Raw genomic sequence first — 20,270 nt, 5'->3', positions numbered from 1 at the left:
CCCTTTTCGTTCACACCCAGCGGGCGAAGCGATTGGTCAGCCAGCTTTCCTGCTGGTCCAGCTCGCGCAGGATATCGCCCAGGGTCTCGTCGTCGATCTCGTTGTTGCGCCGCTGCCGGTACAGTTCCAGGCGTTGCGCGCGCAACGCCTTCAGGCGCAGGGCCTTGTCGGCGACCTCCAGGGCCTGGGCCTGGTCGCGCGCCTCGTCGGTGGTCGGCGCGGCATCCAGCGACTGGCGGTATTCGGCCATGATCTGCGCACGCGCCTCGGCGACCCGCGAAGTGTTCGCCGCATCGTTGCCTTCCACCAGTGGCAGTTCCTCGTTCTCCAGGGCGCGGATCGCCGCCTCCGCGGTCTTGCGCCAGGCCTCGCGCCGCTCGCGCTCGTGGGCGCCATTGTTGCTCGCCGGCAGCCCGCGCAGCAGCAGTGGCAGGCCGATGGTCGCGCCGAGCAGGGAAATCAGGATCACGCTGGTGGCGATGAAGATGATCAGGTCGCGCTGCGGGAAGGCGCTGCCGTCCATCAGGCTCATCGGTACCGACAGCACCGCCGCCAGGGTCACCGCACCGCGCACGCCGCTCAATGCACTGAGGGCGGAGAGGCGGCGCAGAGAGATGCCGCTCAGCCCGGGCGGGCTCTTGCCGCGCCAGCGATCGATGCGCAGCGACAGCTTCCAGTAGCCGTAGACCCAGCCGTAGCGGATCAGCATCAGCACGGCGGTGATCGCCGCCACGTAGGCCAGCAGCAGCGAGGAACGCCAGAGCAGGTCGCCGTGGTGGTTGGCCACCGACTTCATGATGTCCGGCAACTGCAAGCCGAGCAGCAGGAACACCACGCCGTTGAAGGCGAACTCCAGCATCGACCAGACGCTGCGATTGAGCAGGCGCGTGGAAGTCTGCCGCGGCAGCAGGTCGACCCAGCTCTGCATCATGCCGGCCGCCACCGCAGAGAGAATCCCGGAGACGCCGAGGTGCTCCGCCACCATGTAGGAGGCGAACGGCAGCAACAGCATCAGTACCACGTGGGTTGCCGGGTCGTCCCAGCCACGGGAAATCATCCAGGCGCGGATGCGGCCCAGCGACCAGCTGAGGAACACCCCGATGGCCAGGCCGCCGATCGCAACCAGGAGGAAGTCGAGGCTGGCGTCCACCAGCGAGAACACCCCGGTCATGGCCGCGGCGATGGCGAACTTGAACGCCACCAGGCCGGAGGCGTCGTTCATCAGCGCCTCGCCTTCGAGCAGGTGCATCAGGCGCTTGGGCAGGCGCCCCTGGGTGATCGCCGAGACCGCCAGGGCATCCGTGGGCGAAAGCACGGCGGCGAGGGCGAAGGACGCCGCCAGGGGAATTTCGGGAATCAGCAGGTGGATGAAATAACCGGCGCCGACCACGGTGAAGAACACCAGGCCGAAGGCCATCATCAGGATCGGCCAGCGCATCCGCCAGACTTCCCGCTTGGGAATGCGCCAACCGTCGACGAACAGCAGCGGCGGAATGAACAGGAAGAGAAACAGCTCCGGGTCCAGGGCGATGTGCAGTCCCAGGGAAGGCAAGGCCAGCAGGGCGCCGGCGGCGATCTGGATCAGCGGCAGCGGCAACGGCAGCAACTGGGCGGCCAGGCGGGTGGCGCCGACGACCAGCAGCAGGGTCAGAACGGTGTACACGGTTTGCATGGGGGCGGGAATCTCCGGCTTCGTCCCAGGACGATGCGACTGCGCCGATTGCACCATCGCGATCGGTAGGCAGCTATCCGACATTCGCACAATCCGTACAGTCTTTCCTAGCCCTGCCGCTCTACCCCGCGCTTCCGCCCCTTCCAGGGCGATGACCGGAGCGCCCGGCCAAGGTTCCCGCACTAGTACATCCGAGCTATTTCATTGTGCCGCAAGACGCTCCTACACTCGCCTTCAATCCAGGCCCGCCTGCTGCGCCGGCCAGGACGACGCCCCGAAGGAGTACGGGGCGCAGCACCCCACCCAGACAAAGGAATGCCGCCATGACAAGCAAGGGACTTGCCTCCGCACTGCTGCTCACCTCGATGTTCGCCGCCACCTCCGGCTGCCTCCAGCAGAACGCACTGACCCAGGGCTACCGCACCACCCAGCCCGGACAACCCGGCCAGGCCCAGGTCGCCTCCGCCAACGCCCCTTGCACCCCCAGCGCCACCAATGACCTGATCGCCACCGGACGCAGCCTGCTGGACATCACCACCAGCCTGATCAAGACCCGCAATCAGATGAGCGACGGCGGCAGCATCATGCGCGACGTCGACGACGTGCAGAAGGTCGGCAAGGGCCATGCCGTGCTGGACAGCGTCGAGAGCATGACCGGCGGTCCGCAGCAGCCCTGCGGCTGAACGAACGCCAAGGATTCATCCCGGACAGCGAGCCCCCGCACGCTGTTCTCCCCCTGAGCCTCGCCTTCCCGGCGGGGCTTTTTTTGGTCCGCATGCTTCGTCTCCGCGTGCCACCGGGGAGCGGGGTCGGCCGTCCGCCGGCGGCCATCCGAACGGAGGTCTCTCGCAGCCGCGCCTATCTTGCGGAAAGCGTCTGGAACGCAGCTATTGTCCAACCCGCGAAGTGATGTCAATGTAGCATTACACCTTTGGATATAGCCGTTTCGGGTAGATCGCGAGATGGAACGAGCTTTTTCTCCCTGCCATGGGAACGCGGAGCGACGGTCCGTGACGCGCGCCGAGATACTGCTGCTCAAGAACCTGGCGGAACGACTGGTGGCCGACCGGGAAAACCGTCACGACGATCTGCAGGCAACGATGCGCCTGGCGCACCTGAGTTCGCCGGAAATGATTCTGTACATGGTCAACCGGGTGCTGGAACTGGAAGAGAGCATCGAGCGGATCGCCGCTGTCCTCCGGAATCTTTCGCCAGACGAGACGCGGCCCGCCACGGAATCGCCGGCCCTCGCCGCGCGCCCCGTGGAAACCTAAACCAGCACCTGGCGGGTGCTGGCGATCAACGCATGCACCTGGCGTTCCACATGGGCTTCCACCGGCACCTCGGGCCCCCTGCCTTCCGGACAGGGCAGGTTCGGCGTGGTGCCGAACAGGCGGCAGATCAGCGGGCGCTCGTCGTAGGCCTCGCAGCCATCCGGACCGAGGTGGACACAGTTCCAGGCGGCCAACGCCGCATCGTGCTCGGCCTCGCTCTTCACCGGCAACCGCGCCATCTCTTCCGACGACGCGGTGACCGGCCCGCAGCAATCGTGGCAACCGGGCTTGCAGGCGAAGCCCGGTATCTGCAGGCGCAACTGGTCTATCTGGCGACCGATGCAACTCATGTGGCTCTCTCCTCGACAGGGGGAAGGATTGTACAGCGCCCATCCGTACATTCCGAAAGACCCGGGCGGTTCGCCTCCCAGGCGCAGCGAAACGACCCGCCCGCCAAGGTAATTCTTCTTCCTGCCGCGGTGTGCCCGTGCGCCTCGCGGACGCGCCAGGAAACCAGGCAAGCTTCCCTCGCCGGACAAGCGCGGCACTCGACGATACGACGTGGCATAATCTGACGAGAATTTTTGAGGAATATTGGAGGGGTTTTGGAGGAGCCAAAACCCCGAAGGAAAAACAATGACTTACGTTCTCTACGGCATCAAAGCCTGCGACACCATGAAGAAGGCGCGGACCTGGCTCGACGAGCACAAGGTCGCCTACGACTTCCACGACTACAAGGCCGTCGGCATCGACCGCGAGCACCTGCGCCGCTGGTGCGCGGAGCACGGCTGGCAGACCATCCTCAACCGCGCCGGCACCACCTTCCGCAAGCTCGACGAAGCACAGAAGGCCGATCTCGACGAAGCCACGGCGATCGAGCTGATGCTGGCCCAGCCGTCGATGATCAAGCGCCCGGTGCTGGAACTGGGCGGCAGGACACTGGTCGGCTTCAAGCCCGACGCCTACGCCGCCGCACTGGCCTGACCCGGAGAGCGCCATGAGCATCGCCTGGGCCCTGTTCGTCCCCGCCTGCTTCGCCCTCAACCTGGCGCCGGGGCCGAACAACCTGCTGTCGCTGAACAACGCCGCGCGGTACGGTTTCGCCCGCGCCTCGCTGGCCGGCGGCGGGCGCCTGCTGGCCTTCGCCGGCATGCTCGCCCTGGCCGCGTCCGGGCTGGCGCTGGTGCTGCACACCTCGGCCTGGCTGTTCCTGGCGATCAAGCTGCTCGGCGCCGCCTACCTGCTGTGGCTGGCGGTGCAATTGTGGCGGGCCGATGCGCAGCCACTGGCGAGCGAAGCCAGCCCGGCGCGTCCCAGCCTCTGGCGCCTGGGGCGCCAGGAGTTCCTGGTGGCGGCGGGCAACCCGAAGGCGATCCTGATCTTCACCGCCTTCCTGCCGCAGTTCGTCGATCCCGGCCAACCGCTGGGCGCCCAGTTCGCCCAGCTCGGCGCGGCATTCCTGCTGCTCGAATGGCTGGCCATCGCCCTTTATTCCTATGCCGGGCTGCATCTCGGCCGGCTGCTCGCCGGCCAGCGCGCCCGGCGCCTGTTCAACCGCGGTTGCGCCGCGCTGCTCGGCAGCGCGGGGCTGGGCCTGCTGCTCAGCCGCCGTCCGGCCTGACCGCTCCACTCCGTTTCGAGGAACCCCACATGTCGCAATCCCTGTTCAGCCTGGCCTTCGGCGTAGGCACCCAGAACCGCCAGGAAGCCTGGCTGGAAGTGTTCTACGCCCTGCCGCTGCTCAACCCCTCGGCCGAGATCGTCGCCGCCGTGGCGCCGATCCTCGGCTACAGCTCCGGCAACCAGGCGCTGACCTTCACCTCGCAGCAGGCCTACCAACTGGCCGACGCCCTGAAAGGCATCGACGCCGCCCAGTCGGCCCTGCTCTCGCGCCTGGCGGAGAGCCAGAAGCCGCTGGTCGCCACCCTGCTGGCCGAAGACGCGGCGCCGTCCTCCACCCCCGAGGCCTACCTCAAGCTGCACCTGCTCTCCCACCGCCTGGTCAAGCCGCACGGAGTGAACCTGAGCGGTATCTTCCCGCTCCTGCCGAACGTGGCCTGGACCAACATCGGCGCGGTGGACCTGGCCGAACTGGCCGAACTGCAACTGGAAGCACGGCTGAAGGGCAAGCTGCTGGAAGTCTTCTCCGTTGACAAGTTCCCGAAGATGACCGACTACGTGGTCCCGGCCGGCGTGCGCATCGCCGACACCGCCCGCGTGCGCCTGGGCGCCTACATCGGTGAAGGCACCACGGTGATGCACGAAGGCTTCGTCAACTTCAACGCCGGCACCGAAGGCCCGGGCATGATCGAAGGCCGCGTGTCCGCCGGCGTGTTCGTCGGCAAGGGCTCGGACCTGGGCGGCGGCTGCTCGACCATGGGTACCCTCTCCGGCGGCGGCAACATCGTCATCAGCGTCGGCGAAGGCTGCCTGATCGGAGCCAACGCCGGAATCGGCATCCCGCTGGGCGACCGCAACATCGTCGAGGCCGGCCTGTACATCACCGCCGGCACCAAGGTCGCCCTGCTCGACGAGCAGAATACTCTGGTGAAAGTGGTCAAGGCCCGTGACCTGGCCGGCCAGCCTGACCTGCTGTTCCGCCGCAACTCGCAGAACGGCGCGGTGGAATGCAAGACCAACAAGACCGCCATCGAGCTGAACGAAGCGCTGCACGCGCACAACTGAGTCCAGCTTGCCTCCCCGCTCGCCCGATGGCGCTCGCCAGCGCCCTCGGGTGGGCTACCCTTTCTCCTGAAACCGTTCTCGCACAGTGTCCGCCATGTCCCTGCCGTCCCCCTGGCGCGCCGACTTCCCGGCCCTGTCCGCCCTCGCCGCGGAAGGCCTGACCTACCTCGACAGCGCCGCCACCGCCCAGAAGCCGCAGGCCGTCCTCGATGCCCTGAACGGCTACTACCTCGGCGGCGCCGCCAATGTCCACCGCGCCCAGCACGTCCCCGGCGAACGCGCCACCCGCGCCTTCGAGGCCGCTCGCAGCCGGGTCGCGCACTGGCTGCACGCCAGCAACCCGGCGGAAGTCCTGTTCACCCGCGGCACCACCGAGGCGATCAACCTGGTGGCCTATGGTCTGGAGCGGCATTTCCGAGCGGGCGACGAACTGCTGGTCAGCGCCCTGGAACACCACGCCAACCTGCTCCCCTGGCAACAGCTGGCATTGCGCCGCGGCCTGGTGCTACGCGTGCTGCCGCTGGACGACCGCGGGGTGATCGACCTGGAGCAGGCCCGGCGGCTCATCGGCGCGCGTACCCGCCTGCTGGCGGTCAGCCAGCTTTCCAACGTCCTCGGCACCTGGCAGCCAGTGGTGGAGCTGATCCAGCTGGCCCGCGAACAGGGCGCCTGGACCCTGGTCGACGGTGCCCAGGGCAGCGTCCATGGCCGCCACGACCTGCCGGGCCTGGGCTGCGATTTCTATGCGTTCTCCAGCCACAAGCTCTACGGCCCCGACGGCGTCGGTGTGCTCTGGGGCCGCCCTCAAGCGCTGGAACAGCTGGCGCACTGGCAGTTCGGCGGCGAGATGGTGCGCCATACCGACTTCCAGCACGCCAGCTTCCATGCCGCGCCGCTCGGTTTCGAGGCAGGAACCCCGGCGGTTTCGGCGGTGCTCGGTCTCGGTGCGGCCATCGACTGGCTGGCGACCCTCGACGAAGCCGAAGTCGCCGCCCATGAAGGTGCCCTTCATGCCCGCCTGCTCGCCGGCCTGCGTGCGCGCGACGGCCTCAGGCTGCTCGGCGAGCCGCAGGCGGCGCTGGCCAGTTTCTGCGTCGAGGGTGCGCATGTCGCCGACCTCGCCCACCTGCTCGGCGAACAGGGCATCGCCGTACGTGCCGGCCACCACTGCGCGATGCCACTGCTGCAACGCCTCGAGGTACCCGGTGCCCTGCGCGTGTCGCTGGGCTTGTACAACGACGCCGACGACCTGGAGCGGTTCTTCCTGGCCCTCGACCGATCCCTGGAGCTGCTGCGATGAATCCGGTCCTCCCCGAACAGGCCCAGGAAGCGCTGGATGCCTTCGGCCATACCGCCAGTTGGGAACAGCGCGCGCGCCTGCTGCTGCAGTGGGGCGAACGCCTGGCGCCGCTGGCGGAACACGAACGCCAGGAAGAACACCGCGTGCATGGCTGCGAGAGCCTGGTCTGGCTGCTCGGCGAGCAGCGCGACGGACACTGGCGCTTCCGCGCCGACAGCGATGCGCGGCTGATCCGCGGCCTGCTGGCGGTGCTGCTGGCACGAGTCGACGGCATCGAAACCGCTGAGCTGGCACGCCTGGACCTCAACGACTGGTTCACCTGCCTGGGCCTCTCCCGACAGCTTTCGCCCTCGCGCAGCAACGGCCTCAACGCCGTGCTGCAGCGCATGCGCGAACTGGTCGCGCAGGCTGGCGGCTGAGTTCCGCTCAGCGCCCGAGCAGTTCCGGCAGGTGCCTGGCCAGGACACGGTACTGCTCGTCCTCGATCCGATAGGCCCAGTCCGGATGCGCGCCGACCTCGCCGGCGGCGAAGCCCTCGATCTTCTTCGGCAACAGCCAGTATTGCCCGCCCTGGCGCCGAATCTCGCCATCCAGGCGCGCCCCGGAAAACGTCCGCAAGCTGAATGCCAACTGCAACGGCGCCTGCCGGAACCCGACCTGCGCCAGCGGCGCGGCGTCGACGAAGCGCAGGTCGGCGAACAGCGCCGCCGCGCCGTTGGCCACCGCCTCGTAGGCCAGCTTGCGCCCCCTGGGCAATTGCCGGACCAGCAGGTTGGCTTGCCCGGCGCGTTCGCGATACAGGTCCAGGCGCTCGCCGTTCGGATAACGCAATTGCAGTTCGCGCACCTCGGCGAAAGGCAGCGTGGCGATCCGCCGGTCGAGCCATTCGAGCTCATTGCGCGGCAGCGGCAGGACCCTGTCGATCAACCAGGCCTGATCATCACCCAGTTGCCGGACAAAGCTGCCGCCGCGCCGGGCAGGCTTGCCGACCAGCAGGACCAGGGGCTCGCCGGCCTGCCGCAGCAGGCTCAGGCGCACCGCCTGGCCCTCGCCGCGCTCCGCCAGGCCGAGCAGGGCCTGGTTCTGCGGATCGGCACTCTTCGCCTCGACCTTGCGCGCCTCGCCCAGGGCCCGCAACAGGGCGGTCATTTGCCGCGGATCGGCCGGATAACCGGCCTTGGCCGGCAGCACCCAGGCAGACTCGCGCCGCTCGAGGCGGATCTCCGGCGTTCCGTCGGGAAACTGCAGCAGCACGGCGCTCGGCGCCGAACGCTCCAGGCCGGGCAGCCAGCGCGGGTCCGCTGCCGGCGCAGGCGCCTCGGCCGCGCGCTCGCGCTGGAGCCAGGCGAAGGTTGCCGCCAGCGCCGCGAGAAACAGCAGAAGGGCGAACAGGGTACTACGGCGCACCTTCAGTGCCCTCCCCGCGCCTGGCGCCGCCGCCAGAGCCAGCCGAGCAACGCGGCGACGGTGAGCAGCGCGGGGAGCAAGGCGATGTTGGCCAGCTTAAGGCGCCGCCCAAGTGCATCGATGTCGGCGTTCAACTGGTACTGCACCTCGCGCAGTTCCTTGCGGATGCGCAGCTTCTCCTGCATGTACTGGCGCACCGTGGCCTGCTGTTCGGGGGTCGGTTCGACCGCCTTCGCCGGGTCGGCGCCCTGCTGGAGGGCGGCGAGTTGCTGCTCGGTATCGGCCAGGCGCCGCTTGAGCTGGTCCTCCTTCTGCCGGAAGCTCGCCTCGGCCTCGCGCTGCAATTGGTCGACCACCACGAACGGGCGACTGAAGCGCCCGCGGGAACGCACGCTGATCAGCGCATCGCTGCCCGACAGGTTGTCCAGCGCGTTGACCACCAGCGCGCCGTTGTCGGCCCAGGGCTGCGGCACGCGCTGGCCGAAGAAGTCCTGCACCTGGACCCACATGCGATCGCTGAGCAGGTCGGTATCGGCGACGACGATGACATTGATGTTGCGCGCCTCCTTCAGGCCTTCGCGATGGCCCTCGATGCCCTCCGCGAACGCGCTCTTCGCCGGCCCCTGGATACGCGCGGCGAGGGTATGCCGCTGGCCGCCCGGGCGCAGTTCGCGCATCAGCTCGGCAGGATCGCGGAGCAAGCCGAAGCGCGTGGCGTCGAACGGCATCGACTGGGTAGAGCTTTGCAGCAACGGCGTGAAGACGGTGCCCGCTCCGGGGAGGCCTTCGAGGATTCCGGGCGTCGCCAGGGTCAGGCTTTCCAGTCCGGCAGTGGCGATATCGTCCTGCGCCAGCGCCTCGCGCGGCAGGCTGAGCCAGGCCGGATGCCGGGCCGGACGCTGGCCCTGGCCAAGGCTGATGGACATCGCGTAGGCGCCGTCGCCAAGCACCTTGCCCGGCAGCAGGCGCAGCCCCCAGGCCTTGAACAGCGGCGCGAGGTCGGAGGACTTGTCACCATCCAGCGTACCGGTGAAAACGCTGCCGCTGTCGGCCTCGCTGAAGGGATCGACGAACGCCAGCAGCTTGCCGCCGCGCAGGACGAACTGGTCGATGGCGTATAGCGTCCGTTCGGGCAACTGCTTGGGGTGCACCAGCAGCAGCACCGAGACCTCCGGCGGGATCTCCGTGGCATCGCTCTCGAGGCTGCGCAGGTCGAATTGCTGGCGGATCTCCTCCATCACCATCCACGGCGAGGTCGGCTGCCGGCTGGCGATGTCGAAGCCGCCGTTGAGCGGCAGCGACGACATCAGGCCGACCACCGGCCGCTGCGGCTGGGCCAGGGTCTGCACCAGGCGGCTGATGTCGTATTCGAGGAACTCCTCCTGGTCGAGGGGGAAGAACGGGATGACCTGCACCCCATCCAGGGCGTTGCTGCCGGCCAGGCCGAAGTACAGGTTGTCGCCGCCCTGCTGCAGGGGGATGCCTTGCAGGCCGAACTCGGCGGCCTTGTCCTCGTTCTCGGAGAACGGCTGCGGGTCGATCACCTGCAGGCGAATCCTGCCGTTCGCCTCGCGTTCGTAGGCGCGCAGCAGCTCCTCCACGCGCCTGGCGTAGTTGCGCAGCGGCACCAGCTCCCGGGCGCCGCTGTCGGAATAGAAGAAATACAGGTTGATCGGTTCCTGGAGGCCGGCCAGGATCCGCTTGGTTCCGGGGCTGATGGTGTAGAGCTTCTGCTCGGTCAGGTCCAGGCGCGCGCCGCTGAACAGCAGGCTGGAGACCATGTTGAAGGCCAGGAACGACAGCGCGATCAGCAACAGGCCGGCGCCGGAATACAGCAGGCGTTTCATCGGCGGCACCTCACTCGGCTTTCTTCAGGTCGATCGCCACTGCCGTGGCGGCCAGCCAGGCGACGATCAGGCTGGCGAAGTACAGCAGGTCGCGCAGGTCGACCACGCCCTTGCTGATGGCATCGAAGCGGGTCAGCAGGCTCAGCGAGGCCACCGCGTCGAGCAGCCACTGCGGCGCCCACTGGCTGAACGCATCGAGCACCAGCGGAAAGCCACTGAGCATGAACAGGAAGCAGGCGGCCACGGCGAGGATGAAGGCGATCACCTGGTTCTTCGCCAGCGCCGACATGCACGAACCGATGGCCAGGTAGCCACCCGCCAGCAACCAGCTGCCCAGGTAGCCGGCGAGGATCGCGCCGTTGTCGGGCTCGCCCAGGTAGTTCACCGTCAGCACCATGGGGAAGGTCAGCAGCAGGGCGAGCCCGGCGAACGCCCAGGCGGCGAGGAACTTGCCGGCCACCGCGTCGAAACGGCTCAGCGGCAGGGTCATCAGCAGCTCGATCGAGCCGGACTTGCGCTCCTCCGCCCACAGGCGCATGGCCAGGGCCGGAACGAGGAACAGGTAGAGCCAGGGGTGGAAGCTGAAGAATGGCGCCAGGTCGGCCTGGTTGCGTTCGTAGAAATGCCCCAGGTAGAAGGTGAGTACCCCGGAGAACACCAGGAAGATCACCAGGAACACGTAGGCCAGCGGCGTGGCGAAGTAGCTCGCCAGCTCGCGCCTGAAGACCACCGGCAACTGCCTCATGCGCTTTCCCCCCGGGTCAGGCTGCGGAATACCTCGTCGAGCCGGCCACGCTCGACGTCCAGCTCACGGATCCGCCAGCCGCGCTCGGCGACCAGCCCGCTGACCTGCGGGAAGATCACCGCGCCAGGACGCGCCAGTACGGTCAGGCTGCCTTCGGCGGGGTTTTCCTCGATACCCGCCACGCCCGGCAGCACCGTCAGCGCCAGGCGATCGAGCGGGTCGTCGCTGAACAGGGTCACCGCCTGGTGGTAGCGCGAGCGGCTGGCCAGCTCCAGCGGCGTGCTGTCCGCCAGCAGGCGCCCGCCGCCGATCACCAGGGCGCGGCTGCAGAGCGCCGTGACCTCCTCGAGGATATGGGTGGAGATGATCACGATGCGATCCCGCGCCAACCCTCGGATCAACTCGCGGACCTGGTGCTTCTGGTTCGGATCGAGGCCGTCGGTGGGCTCGTCGAGAATCAGCGCGGGCGGCTCGTGGAGGATCGCCTGGGCCAGGCCGACGCGCCGGCGGAAGCCCTTGGACAGGGTCTCGATGGTCTGCCGGCGCACCTCGCCCAGCTCCAGCAGGCCGAGCACCCGTCCGACCCGCTCGCGCTTGCCGGCGCCACGGTAGCCGCGGATCTCGGCGATGAAATCGAGGAACCCCTGCACGGTCATTTCCGCATAGCAGGGCGAACCTTCCGGAAGATAGCCGATGAGGCGCTGCGCCTGCAGCGTGCGGCTACGGATGTCGAGGCCGAAGATGCGCGCCGTGCCGGCGCTGGGCGCGAGGAAGCCGGTAAGCATCTTCATGGTGGTGGACTTGCCGGCGCCGTTCGGGCCGAGGAAGCCCAGCACCTCTCCGGGCGCCACCCGGAAGGACAGGTCATCCACCACCGTCCGCGCGCCGAAGCGTTTGCCGAGGTTCGTTGTTTCGATCATGGTCCCCTACCTGTTCCGGCGGCCACCGCCACGTCCGGCCAGGCCGCGAAAAACGCGCAGGGACTATAGCCGAAGCGCCCCGCCGCCTGGCAATACGCCTGCGTCAGAGAACCTTGGCAAAACGTGACAGAACCCGGACTGCCGTCGAAGCTCTATATTCGCCGCCCGTTCGCCGCCGTTCGCCGGAGGACGCGCTGCGTTCTTTTGCGGCCCTCCGGGGATTGCGGCAAACTAGCCGCGCCCGTCACGCCGGGTCCCGATCAACTGCCAGTAGACACCGTATGCCCCGCTACCCGTTCCGCCGCTTTGGTTTTGGCGCCCTGCGCCGCCTGCTGTACCTCTGGGTACGCTCGGAAACCATCAACCAGTCGGCCTTCACCCTGAAGATCGACCGCAGCAAGCCGGTGCTCTACGTACTGCAACAGCCTTCGGTCAGCGATCTCGCGGTGGTGGATACCGAGTGTCGCAAGGCAGGGCTGCCGCGCCCGGTGATGCCGGTGGCGGTGGGCGACGCCATCGAGCCGGCGGCGTTCTTCTACCTGACGCCCGAACCCGACTGGCTGGGCCGCCAGGACAAGCGCGGCGCCTCGCCGACCCTGGTGCGCATGCTCGCCGCGGTCGGCCAGAACGGTCTCGACGACGCGCAGATCATTCCGGTCAGCGTGTTCTGGGGACAGTCGCCGGACAGCGAGTCGAGCCCCTGGAAGCTGCTGTTCGCCGACAACTGGGCGGTCACCGGGCGCCTGCGCAAGCTGGCGCGCATCCTCATCCTCGGACGCAAGACCCGTGTGCAGTTCTCCGCGCCGATCCACCTGCGCGAACTGGTGGAGCAGGGCAAGGGCCACGAACGCACGCTGCGCATGGTCAACCGTATCCTCCGGGTGCACTTCCGCAACCTGAAGACCGCGGTGATCGGCCCCGACCTGTCGCACCGCCGCAACCTGGTCAAGGGCCTGCTGCGCGCGCCGCTGGTACGCCAGGCGATCAGCGAGGAATGCGAGAGCGAACGGATCTCCCAGGAAAAGGCCGAAGGCATCGCGCTACGCTACGCCAATGAAATCGCCTCGGACTTCTCCTATCCGGTGATCCGCTTCCTCGAGGTCATCCTCAGCTGGTTCTGGAACAAGCTGTACGAGGGGGTCAAGGTCAACCACATCGAGCGGGTGCAGGACGTGGCCCAGGGCAACGAGATCGTCTACGTGCCCTGCCACCGCAGCCACATCGACTACCTGCTGCTGTCCTACCTGCTGTTCCGCAACGGCCTGACCCCGCCGCACATCGCCGCCGGGATCAACCTCAACATGCCGGTGATCGGCTCGATCCTGCGCCGCGGCGGGGCCTTCTTCATGCGCCGCAGCTTCAAGGGCAACCAGCTCTACACCGCGGTATTCAACGAATACCTGCACACCCTGTTCTCCCGCGGCTTCTCCACCGAGTACTTCGTCGAGGGCGGCCGTTCGCGCACCGGGCGCATGCTCCACCCACGCACCGGCATGCTCGCCATCACCCTGCGCAGCTTCCTCCGTGACTCGCGCCGACCGATCGTCTTCGTGCCGGTCTACATCGGCTACGAGCGCGTGCTGGAAGGCCGCACCTACCTCGGCGAACTGCGCGGCGCGACCAAGAAGAAGGAGTCGATCTTCGACCTGTTCAAGGTGGTCGGCGCGCTGAAGCAGCGTTTCGGCCAGGTCTGGGTGAACTTCGGCGAGCCGATCCATCTCGACCAGTTCCTCGACCGCCACCAGCCCGACTGGCAGGACCAGGACCTCGGCCCGGAATACCGCCCCGACTGGTTGCCGCAGACCACCAACCTGCTGGCCAAGGACGTCGCCCGCCACCTCAACGACGCGGCGGCGATCAATCCGGTCAACCTGGTCGCCCTGGCCCTGCTCTCCACCAGCCGCCAGGCCCTCGACGAAAGCGCCCTGGCGCGGATCCTCGACCTCTACCTGGCGCTGCTGCGCCAGGTGCCCTACTCGCCCAGCGCGACCCTGCCGGATGGCGACGGCCAGGCCCTGATCGAGTACGTGAAGAGCATGAACCTGCTGGCCGAGCAGAAGGACGCACTGGGCCGCATCCTCTACCTCGACGAGCAGAACGCGGTGCTGGCGACCTACTACCGCAACAACGTCCTGCATGTTTTCGCCCTGCCGGCGCTGATCGCCAGCTTCTTCCAGAGCAACTCGCGGATCAGCCGCGAACAGCTGCTGCGTTTCGCCCGCGCGCTCTATCCCTACCTGCAGGCGGAACTGTTCATCCGCTGGAGCCTGGACGAACTCGACGCGGTGATCGACCAGTGGCTGGCGGCCCTGGTGGAACAGGGCCTGCTACGCCAGGAGAACGACACCTTCATCCGCCCGGCGCCTAGCTCGCGGCAGTACGTCCTGCTGATTCTCCTCGCTCGCTCGGTGACCCAGACCCTGCAGCGCTTCTACATGGCCATCGCCCTGCTGCTAAACGCCGGGCAGAACGCCCTGACCGCCGAGGAACTGGAGAACCTCTGCACCGTGATGGCCCAGCGCCTGTCGATCCTGCACGGCCTGAACGCCCCGGAGTTCTTCGACAAGAGCCTGTTCCGCCACTTCATCCAGACCCTCCTCGACCTGCGCGTGCTGCGCAAGGACGAGACCGGCAAGCTGGGCTACCACGAACTGCTCGGCGAGCTTGCCGAAGGCGCCGCCAAGCGCGTGCTGCCGGCGGAGATCCGCCTGTCGATCCGCCAGGTGGCACTGGAGCGCCCTGCCGAGGAAGCCGCCGCCGAGAGCAACGACGCGGCGGCCAACTGATGCCCGGCGCCCGCCCCGTCAGGGACGGGCGCCGCTGCGCTGGAATATTCCTGCGACCTTTCCCGGTTACGGACCGGCAACCTATGCTGGTTCCCCGGGTCAGAGGCCCGCACGTTTTCTGTTCTGTCTGAAAGGAGGCTCCCATGAAAAAACTGCCATTGCTGCTCGCAGCCAGCATCCTTGCCGGCTGCGGCACCCAGCAATCGACATCGAACGCCAGCTTCGATGGCGAGGTCTTCTACCGTGAGCGCATCGCCCTGCCGCCCTCGGCGCGCCTGAGCGTGAGCCTGGAAGACGTATCCCTGGCCGACGCCCCGTCGGTGCAACTGGCCAGCCAGACCCGCGAGATCACCAGCCAGGTGCCGCTGGCGTTCCACCTCGAATACGATCCGAAGCAGGTCAAGCCGGGCCACAGCTACGCGGTCAGCGCGCGAATCGAACTGAACGGCCGGTTGCTTTTCATCAACACCACCCGCCACTCGGTGAAACTCGACGGCAGCGACCCGCAGCCGTATCGCGTGCAGGTCGAGTCGGCCCGCTGAAGCCCGCCGCGGCAACCCGCCGGTGCGAACCGGCGGCTCCCTCCAGTACACTCCACCTCCTATTCGCTACCGGTTGCCGATCCACCTCACGACGAGCGACCGGATACCCCGTACGTTCCACTTCAAGGACGCTGTCATGTTCCGACTCACTGCCCTCTGCGCCGGCCTGCTGCTCTCGGCCAACGCCTTCGCCCTGTCCCTCGCCGACCTCTCGCAGGGCGACGCCTCCAGCGGCCTGAAGGACGCCCTGACCCAGGGCGCGCAGATCGCCGTCCGCCAGCTTGGCCAGCCGGGCGGCTTCAACAACAACCCGGACGTGCGCATCGAACTGCCCGGCAAGCTGGGCAAGGCGGCGAAGCTGATGAAGCAGTTCGGCATGGGCGCCCAGGTCGACCAGCTCGAGGCGAGCATGAACCGCGCCGCCGAGGCCGCCGTGCCGCAGGCCCAGGGCCTGCTGGTGGAGGCGGTGAAGAAGATGACGGTGGCCGACGCCAAGGGCATCCTCAAGGGCGGCGACGACGCCGCCACCGAATACCTGGACAAGTCCAGCCGCGAACAGCTGCGCGCGAAGTTCCTGCCGATCGTCAAGCAGGCCACCGACGAGGTCGGCCTGGTCAAGCAGTACAACGCCTTCGCCAGCCAGGCGGCGACCCTTGGGGTGGTCGATGCGAAGAGCGCCAACGTCGAGGGTTATGTCACCGAACAGGCCCTCGACGGGCTCTTCGAGATGATCGCCAGACAGGAGAAGAGCATCCGCCAGAACCCGGCGGCGGCCGCCACCGGCCTGGCCAAGAAGGTCTTCGGCGCGGCGAAATGAGCCGGCGGACGGGGCGCGATCGCCCCGTCCCCTTCTTCCGTCAGGCCCGCGCCTCGTCCTTCCTCACGCGGAACCAGGCGGCATAGAGCGCCGGCAGGAACAGCAGGGTGAGCACGGTGGCGACGATCAGCCCGCCCATGATCGCCACCGCCATCGGCCCGAAGAACACGCTGCGCGACAGCGGGATCATCGCCAGCACCGCCGCCAGCGCGGTCAGCACGATGGGCCGGAAACGCCGCACGGTAGCCTCGATGATCGCGTGCCAGCGATCCAGTCCGTGGCTGATGTCCTGTTCGATCTGGTCCACCAGGATCACCGAGTTGCGCATGATCATGCCGGCCAGGGCGATGGTCCCGAGCATCGCCACGAAGCCGAACGGCTGGCGGAACAGCAGCAGGAACAGGGTCACGCCGATCAGGCCCAGCGGTGCGGTGAGGAATACCATCGCCATCCGCGAGAAGCTGCGCAACTGCAGCATCAGCAGGCTCAACACCACCACGATGAACAGCGGCACGCCGGCGTTCACCGAACTCTGGCCCTTCGCCGCGTCCTCCACCGTACCGCCCACCTCCAGCAGGTAGCCGTCCGGTAGCTCGGCGCGGATCGGCTCCAGGGTCGGGGCGATCTGCGCGACCAGGGTCGCCGGCAGCGAATCGTCGTAGATGTCGGCGCGTACCGTGACCGTCGGCAGGCGGTTGCGGTGCCAGATGATGCCCTCTTCGAAGCCGTATTCGAGCGTGGCGATCTGCGACAGCGCCACGCTGCGGCCATTCCCGGTCGGCACCGCCAGGCTCGGCAGCAGCGACAGGTCGCGGCGCTCGCGCTCGGTGCCGCGCAGGAGGATCTCGATCAGTTCGTTGTCCTCGCGGTAGAAGCTGACGTGCGAACCGGTCAGCGCGCTCTGCAGGAACTGCGACAGGCTGGCGGTACTCACTCCCAGGGCGCGGGCGCGCTCCTGGTCGATGCTCAGGTAGACCACCTTGCTCGGCTCTTCCCAATCCAGGTGCACGTTCACCACGTGCGGGTTCTCGCGCATCCTGTCGGCGACCTTGCGCGCCAGTTCGCGGACCTGCGGGATATCCTCGCCGGAAACCCGGAACTGCACCGGATAGCCCACCGGCGGGCCGTTCTCCAGGCGGCTGATGCGGCTGCGCAGGTGCGGGAAGTCCTCGTTCATCCGCTCGATCAGCCACTTGCGCAGCGTCTCGCGGCTCTCCAGGTCCTTGGCCAGCACCACCACCTGGGCGAAGCTGGCCGCCGGCAATTGCTGATCCAGCGGCAGGTAGAAGCGCGGCGAACCGGTGCCGACATAGGCCACGTAGTTGTCGATGCCGTCATGGCCTTGCAGCATCTTTTCCAGGCGCTGCACTTCCTCGGTGGTGGCACGCAGCGAGGCGCCCTCGGCCAGCTTGATGTCCAGCAGCAGTTCCAGGCGCGCCGAGGGCGGGAAGAACTGCTGCGGCACCAGACGGAACAGCAGCAACGCGCCGACGAAAGCGGCGAGGGTCAGGACGATCACCGTCTTGCGGTAGCGTACGCACCATTCAACCAGGCGCCGGAAGCGCTGGTAGAAGGCCGTTGCGTAGGGATCGTAGCCGTCGGCGCTGCCGCCGTGCTTCTGCGCATGCAGCCTGGCCAGGTCCGGCAGCAGCTTGGCCCCCAGGTAGGGAACGAAGACCACCGCGGCGAACCAGGAGACCACCAGCGCGATGGTCACCACCTGGAACAGCGAGCGGGTGTATTCGCCGGTACCGGACTGCGCGGTGGCGATCGGCAGGAAGCCGGCGGCGGTGATCAGGGTGCCGGTGAGCATCGGGAAGGCTGTGCTGGTCCAGGCGAAGCTGGCCGCCTTGAGACGGTCGTAGCCCTGCTCCATCTTCACCGCCATCATCTCCACCGCGATGATCGCGTCGTCCACCAGCAACCCCAGCGCCAGCACCAGGGCGCCGAGGGATATCTTGTGCAGGCCGATGCCGAAGTAATGCATGGCGGCGAAGGTCATCGCCAGCACCAGCGGGATCGACAGCGCCACCACCAGGCCGGTGCGCAGGCCGAGGGAGAAGAAGCTCACCAGCAGGACGATCACCAGCGCCTCGGCCAGCACCCGGATGAATTCGCCGACCCCGGTGCGCACCGCCGCCGGCTGGTCGGATACCTTGCGCAGTTCCAGTCCGGCCGGCAGCGACTGCTGCAGGCGGGCGAACTCGGCTTCCAGGGCCTTGCCCAGTACCAGGATGTCGCCGCCCGGCTTCATCGACACCGCCAGGCCGATGGCGTCCTCGCCCATGAAGCGCATGCGCGGCGCCGGCGGATCGTTGAAGCCGCGGCGCACCTCGGCCACGTCGCCGATGCGGAAGGTGCGGTCGCCGACGCGGATGGGGAAGTCGCGGATCTCCTCCACCGAATCGAAACGCCCGGAAACGCGCAACTGCACGCGGTCGCTGGCGGTCTCGAAGAACCCCGAGGAGGCCACCGCATTCTGCTCCTCCAGCGCCTTCTGCACCGCCGCCAGGGGCAGGCCGAGGGTGGCCAGCTTGGTGTTGGACAGGTCGATCCAGATCTTCTCGTCCTGCAGGCCGATCAGCTCGACCTTGCCGACGTTCCTGATCCGCTGCAATTGCAGTTGCAGGCGGTCGGCGTAGTCCTTCATCACCGCGTAGTCGAAGCCCTTGCCGGTGAGCGCATAGATGTTGCCGTAGGTGGTGCCGAACTCGTCGTTGAAGAACGGGCCCTGGATGCTCTGCGGCAAGGTGGCGCGAATGTCGCCGATCTTCTTGCGGATCTGGTACCAGAGCTCGGGGATCTCGCTGGAATGGATGTCCTCGCGGGCCATGAAGGTCACCTGCGAGACGCCGGGGCGGGAGAAGGACACGATGCGATCGTAGTCGCCGGTTTCCATCAGCTTCTTTTCGATGCGCTCGGTGACCTGCCGCGCCACCTCCTCGGCGCTGGCGCCCGGCCAGTTGGTCTGCACCACCATGGCCTTGAAGGTGAACGGCGGGTCTTCGCTCTGCCCCAGCTTGCTGTAGGACAGCGCGCCGACCGCGCCGAGCAGGATCATCAGGTACAGGACGATCTGGCGGTTCTGCAACGCCCAGGCGGAAAGATTGAAGGACATGCGACTACTCCTTGGCCGCCAGTTTCACCGTGCGGTTGGCCCGGTCGATCGGACGCACCTGCTGCCCTTCGCGGAGCACCTGGACCCCGCTGGCCACCACCCAATCGCCGGCCCGCAGGCCTTCGAGCACCGGCACCCGGTCCTCGGCATAGGGTCCGGTGCGCACCATCTGCCGACGCAGGGTCGAGCTGCCCGGTTCGACCACCCAGACGAAGGCCTGGCCGGCCTCGGCGGTCAGCGCCGACAAGGGAACCGACAACGGCACCGCCTCTGCCGCGGCGACGTGGACCCGCGCGCTCTGGCCCAGTTCGACAGGCGTCGCGCGGTCGTCGAAGGCCACCCGCGCGGCGAAGGTGCGCGATTGCGGGTCGGCGGCCGGCGACAGCTCGCGGATATGCCCGGCGAAGCGCTTGTCGCGCTGCGACCAGAGCTCCACCGAGACCGGCTGACCGATGCGGAAACGCTCGAAACTGTGCTCCGGCAGGCCGATCAGCACTTCGCGCTCGCCATCGGCAGCCAGGCTGAAGACCGTCTGCCCGGCGGCCACCACCTGGCCCACCTCGACCCGCCGGCTGGCGATCACGCCGTCCTGCGGGGAACGCAGCACGGCGTAGCCGGCCTGGTTGTCGGCGACGTTGAATTCGGCGCGGATCTGCTTCAGCCGCGCCTCGCCAGCACGGTAGCTGTTCTGGATGTTCTCGAACTGGGAATGGCTGACCAGGTTGCGGTCGAGCAAGGTGCGGTAGCGCTGGTACTCGGCGCGCACCGTCTGCAGGTTGGCTTCGGCGGCACTGACCTGGGCCCGCGCCGCCTCCATTTGCAGGCGCACGTCCTGGGGGTCGAGCTCGGCCAGCGGCTGGTCCTTCTTCACCCGTTCGCCGACCTCCACCAGTCGCCGGATCACCTTGCCGCCGATGCGGAACGCCAACTCCGGCTCATGGCGGGCGCGGATCTCGCCGGGAAAGGCCTGGCTCACCTCCGCCGCCGGCTGCGGCTGCACCACGAGCGCCGGGCGCACCGCCGCGGGCGGCGGCGTGCCATTGCCGCAGGCGAGGAGGAACAGGGAGGAAAACAGGGAGACGGCGACGAGCGGGATATGGCGGTACATGTGACACCTTCCGCAAACTGCGTTCGAGTTCTTATACTGGGCGGTATAG

The 20,270-nt window shown here is 67.8% G+C and carries 18 protein-coding genes; 10 read left to right on the top strand and 8 right to left on the bottom strand.

The genetic code is table 11. The features are described from left to right. Positions 1–10: 10 nt before the first annotated feature. Positions 11–1,756, bottom strand: coding sequence for a Na+/H+ antiporter (locus tag B7D75_RS06850; RefSeq protein ID WP_079383493.1), 1,746 nt, complete (start codon positions 1,754–1,756; stop codon positions 11–13). 239 nt (positions 1,757–1,995) lie between these two features. Between B7D75_RS06850 and B7D75_RS06845 the strand changes: the two genes are divergently transcribed. After that, positions 1,996–2,355, top strand: a complete 360-nt coding sequence (locus B7D75_RS06845) for a hypothetical protein (protein ID WP_043102935.1) — start codon at positions 1,996–1,998, stop codon at positions 2,353–2,355. Positions 2,356–2,682: 327 nt separating this feature from the next. Further along, positions 2,683–2,946 carry a hypothetical protein gene (locus B7D75_RS06840; RefSeq protein WP_012074688.1) on the top strand — a complete coding sequence of 88 codons (264 nt, stop codon included), beginning with the start codon at positions 2,683–2,685 and terminating at the stop codon, positions 2,944–2,946. Here B7D75_RS06840 and B7D75_RS06835 read toward each other — a convergent pair. Continuing rightward, the gene (locus B7D75_RS06835; protein WP_012074687.1) at positions 2,943–3,296 is read right to left on the bottom strand and encodes a YkgJ family cysteine cluster protein; all 354 of its coding nucleotides are present in this window, start codon (positions 3,294–3,296) and stop codon (positions 2,943–2,945) included. The two genes, B7D75_RS06840 and B7D75_RS06835, sit on opposite strands and share 4 nt — an antisense overlap. Positions 3,297–3,582: 286 nt before the next feature. Here B7D75_RS06835 and B7D75_RS06830 point away from each other — a divergent pair, with 286 nt between their 5' ends. The 5 genes from B7D75_RS06830 to B7D75_RS06810 all read left to right on the top strand — a co-directional run bounded on the left by B7D75_RS06830 (position 3,583) and on the right by B7D75_RS06810 (position 7,350). Then, positions 3,583–3,930, top strand: coding sequence for an ArsC family reductase (locus B7D75_RS06830; protein ID WP_034080315.1), 348 nt, complete (start codon positions 3,583–3,585; stop codon positions 3,928–3,930). Positions 3,931–3,943: 13 nt separating this feature from the next. Further along, entirely contained in the window at positions 3,944–4,567 is a 624-nt protein-coding gene (locus tag B7D75_RS06825; RefSeq protein ID WP_034080314.1) for a LysE family translocator, read from the top strand. A 29-nt stretch (positions 4,568–4,596) separates the two neighbouring features. Further along, positions 4,597–5,631, top strand: coding sequence for a 2,3,4,5-tetrahydropyridine-2,6-dicarboxylate N-succinyltransferase (dapD, locus tag B7D75_RS06820; protein ID WP_043102938.1), 1,035 nt, complete (start codon positions 4,597–4,599; stop codon positions 5,629–5,631). Between the two features lie 94 nt (positions 5,632–5,725). After that, on the top strand, positions 5,726–6,931 hold the full coding sequence (locus B7D75_RS06815) for an aminotransferase class V-fold PLP-dependent enzyme (RefSeq protein ID WP_043102940.1): 1,206 nt from the start codon (positions 5,726–5,728) through the stop codon (positions 6,929–6,931). Continuing rightward, a complete protein-coding gene (locus B7D75_RS06810) occupies positions 6,928–7,350 on the top strand; it encodes a SufE family protein (RefSeq protein ID WP_003157898.1) in 423 nt (140 codons plus the stop codon). The genes B7D75_RS06815 and B7D75_RS06810 overlap by 4 nt, the downstream gene beginning before the upstream one ends. Before the next feature lie 7 nt (positions 7,351–7,357). Here B7D75_RS06810 and B7D75_RS06805 read toward each other — a convergent pair whose 3' ends face one another. From B7D75_RS06805 to B7D75_RS06790, 4 genes are read right to left on the bottom strand one after another with little or no spacing between them, the layout of a single operon-like run. Beyond that, a complete protein-coding gene (locus B7D75_RS06805) occupies positions 7,358–8,338 on the bottom strand; it encodes a DUF4340 domain-containing protein (protein WP_107113868.1) in 981 nt (326 codons plus the stop codon). Between the two features lie 2 nt (positions 8,339–8,340). Continuing rightward, positions 8,341–10,185, bottom strand: coding sequence for a GldG family protein (locus tag B7D75_RS06800; protein ID WP_107114660.1), 1,845 nt, complete (start codon positions 10,183–10,185; stop codon positions 8,341–8,343). Positions 10,186–10,195: 10 nt separating this feature from the next. After that, positions 10,196–10,930, bottom strand: a complete 735-nt coding sequence (locus B7D75_RS06795; RefSeq protein WP_107113867.1) for an ABC transporter permease subunit — start codon at positions 10,928–10,930, stop codon at positions 10,196–10,198. Beyond that, the gene (locus B7D75_RS06790; RefSeq protein ID WP_012074681.1) at positions 10,927–11,850 is read right to left on the bottom strand and encodes an ABC transporter ATP-binding protein; all 924 of its coding nucleotides are present in this window, start codon (positions 11,848–11,850) and stop codon (positions 10,927–10,929) included. The genes B7D75_RS06795 and B7D75_RS06790 overlap by 4 nt, the downstream gene beginning before the upstream one ends. Positions 11,851–12,131: 281 nt before the next feature. On the opposite strand from B7D75_RS06790, the gene plsB reads away from it, so the two are divergent. The 3 genes from plsB to B7D75_RS06775 all read left to right on the top strand — a co-directional run bounded on the left by plsB (position 12,132) and on the right by B7D75_RS06775 (position 15,995). Continuing rightward, complete coding sequence (plsB, locus tag B7D75_RS06785; protein WP_034080309.1) at positions 12,132–14,636, top strand: glycerol-3-phosphate 1-O-acyltransferase PlsB; 2,505 nt, start codon at positions 12,132–12,134, stop codon at positions 14,634–14,636. A gap of 143 nt (positions 14,637–14,779) precedes the next feature. Next, entirely contained in the window at positions 14,780–15,178 is a 399-nt protein-coding gene (locus B7D75_RS06780; protein WP_003119337.1) for a YbaY family lipoprotein, read from the top strand. Positions 15,179–15,314: 136 nt separating this feature from the next. Then, positions 15,315–15,995, top strand: coding sequence for a DUF4197 domain-containing protein (locus B7D75_RS06775; protein WP_003154351.1), 681 nt, complete (start codon positions 15,315–15,317; stop codon positions 15,993–15,995). A 40-nt stretch (positions 15,996–16,035) separates the two neighbouring features. Here B7D75_RS06775 and mexK read toward each other — a convergent pair whose 3' ends face one another. Continuing rightward, complete coding sequence (mexK, locus tag B7D75_RS06770; protein ID WP_012074679.1) at positions 16,036–19,113, bottom strand: multidrug efflux RND transporter permease subunit MexK; 3,078 nt, start codon at positions 19,111–19,113, stop codon at positions 16,036–16,038. A gap of 4 nt (positions 19,114–19,117) precedes the next feature. After that, the gene (gene mexJ / locus B7D75_RS06765; RefSeq protein ID WP_107113866.1) at positions 19,118–20,221 is read right to left on the bottom strand and encodes a multidrug efflux RND transporter periplasmic adaptor subunit MexJ; all 1,104 of its coding nucleotides are present in this window, start codon (positions 20,219–20,221) and stop codon (positions 19,118–19,120) included. Positions 20,222–20,270 lie beyond the last annotated feature (49 nt).

Source organism: Pseudomonas paraeruginosa, from assembly GCF_003025345.2.
Lineage (GTDB): Bacteria > Pseudomonadota > Gammaproteobacteria > Pseudomonadales > Pseudomonadaceae > Pseudomonas > Pseudomonas paraeruginosa.
The sequence above is the reverse complement of the archived record's forward strand: the minus strand, read 5'-3'. Positions and strand labels throughout refer to the sequence as shown.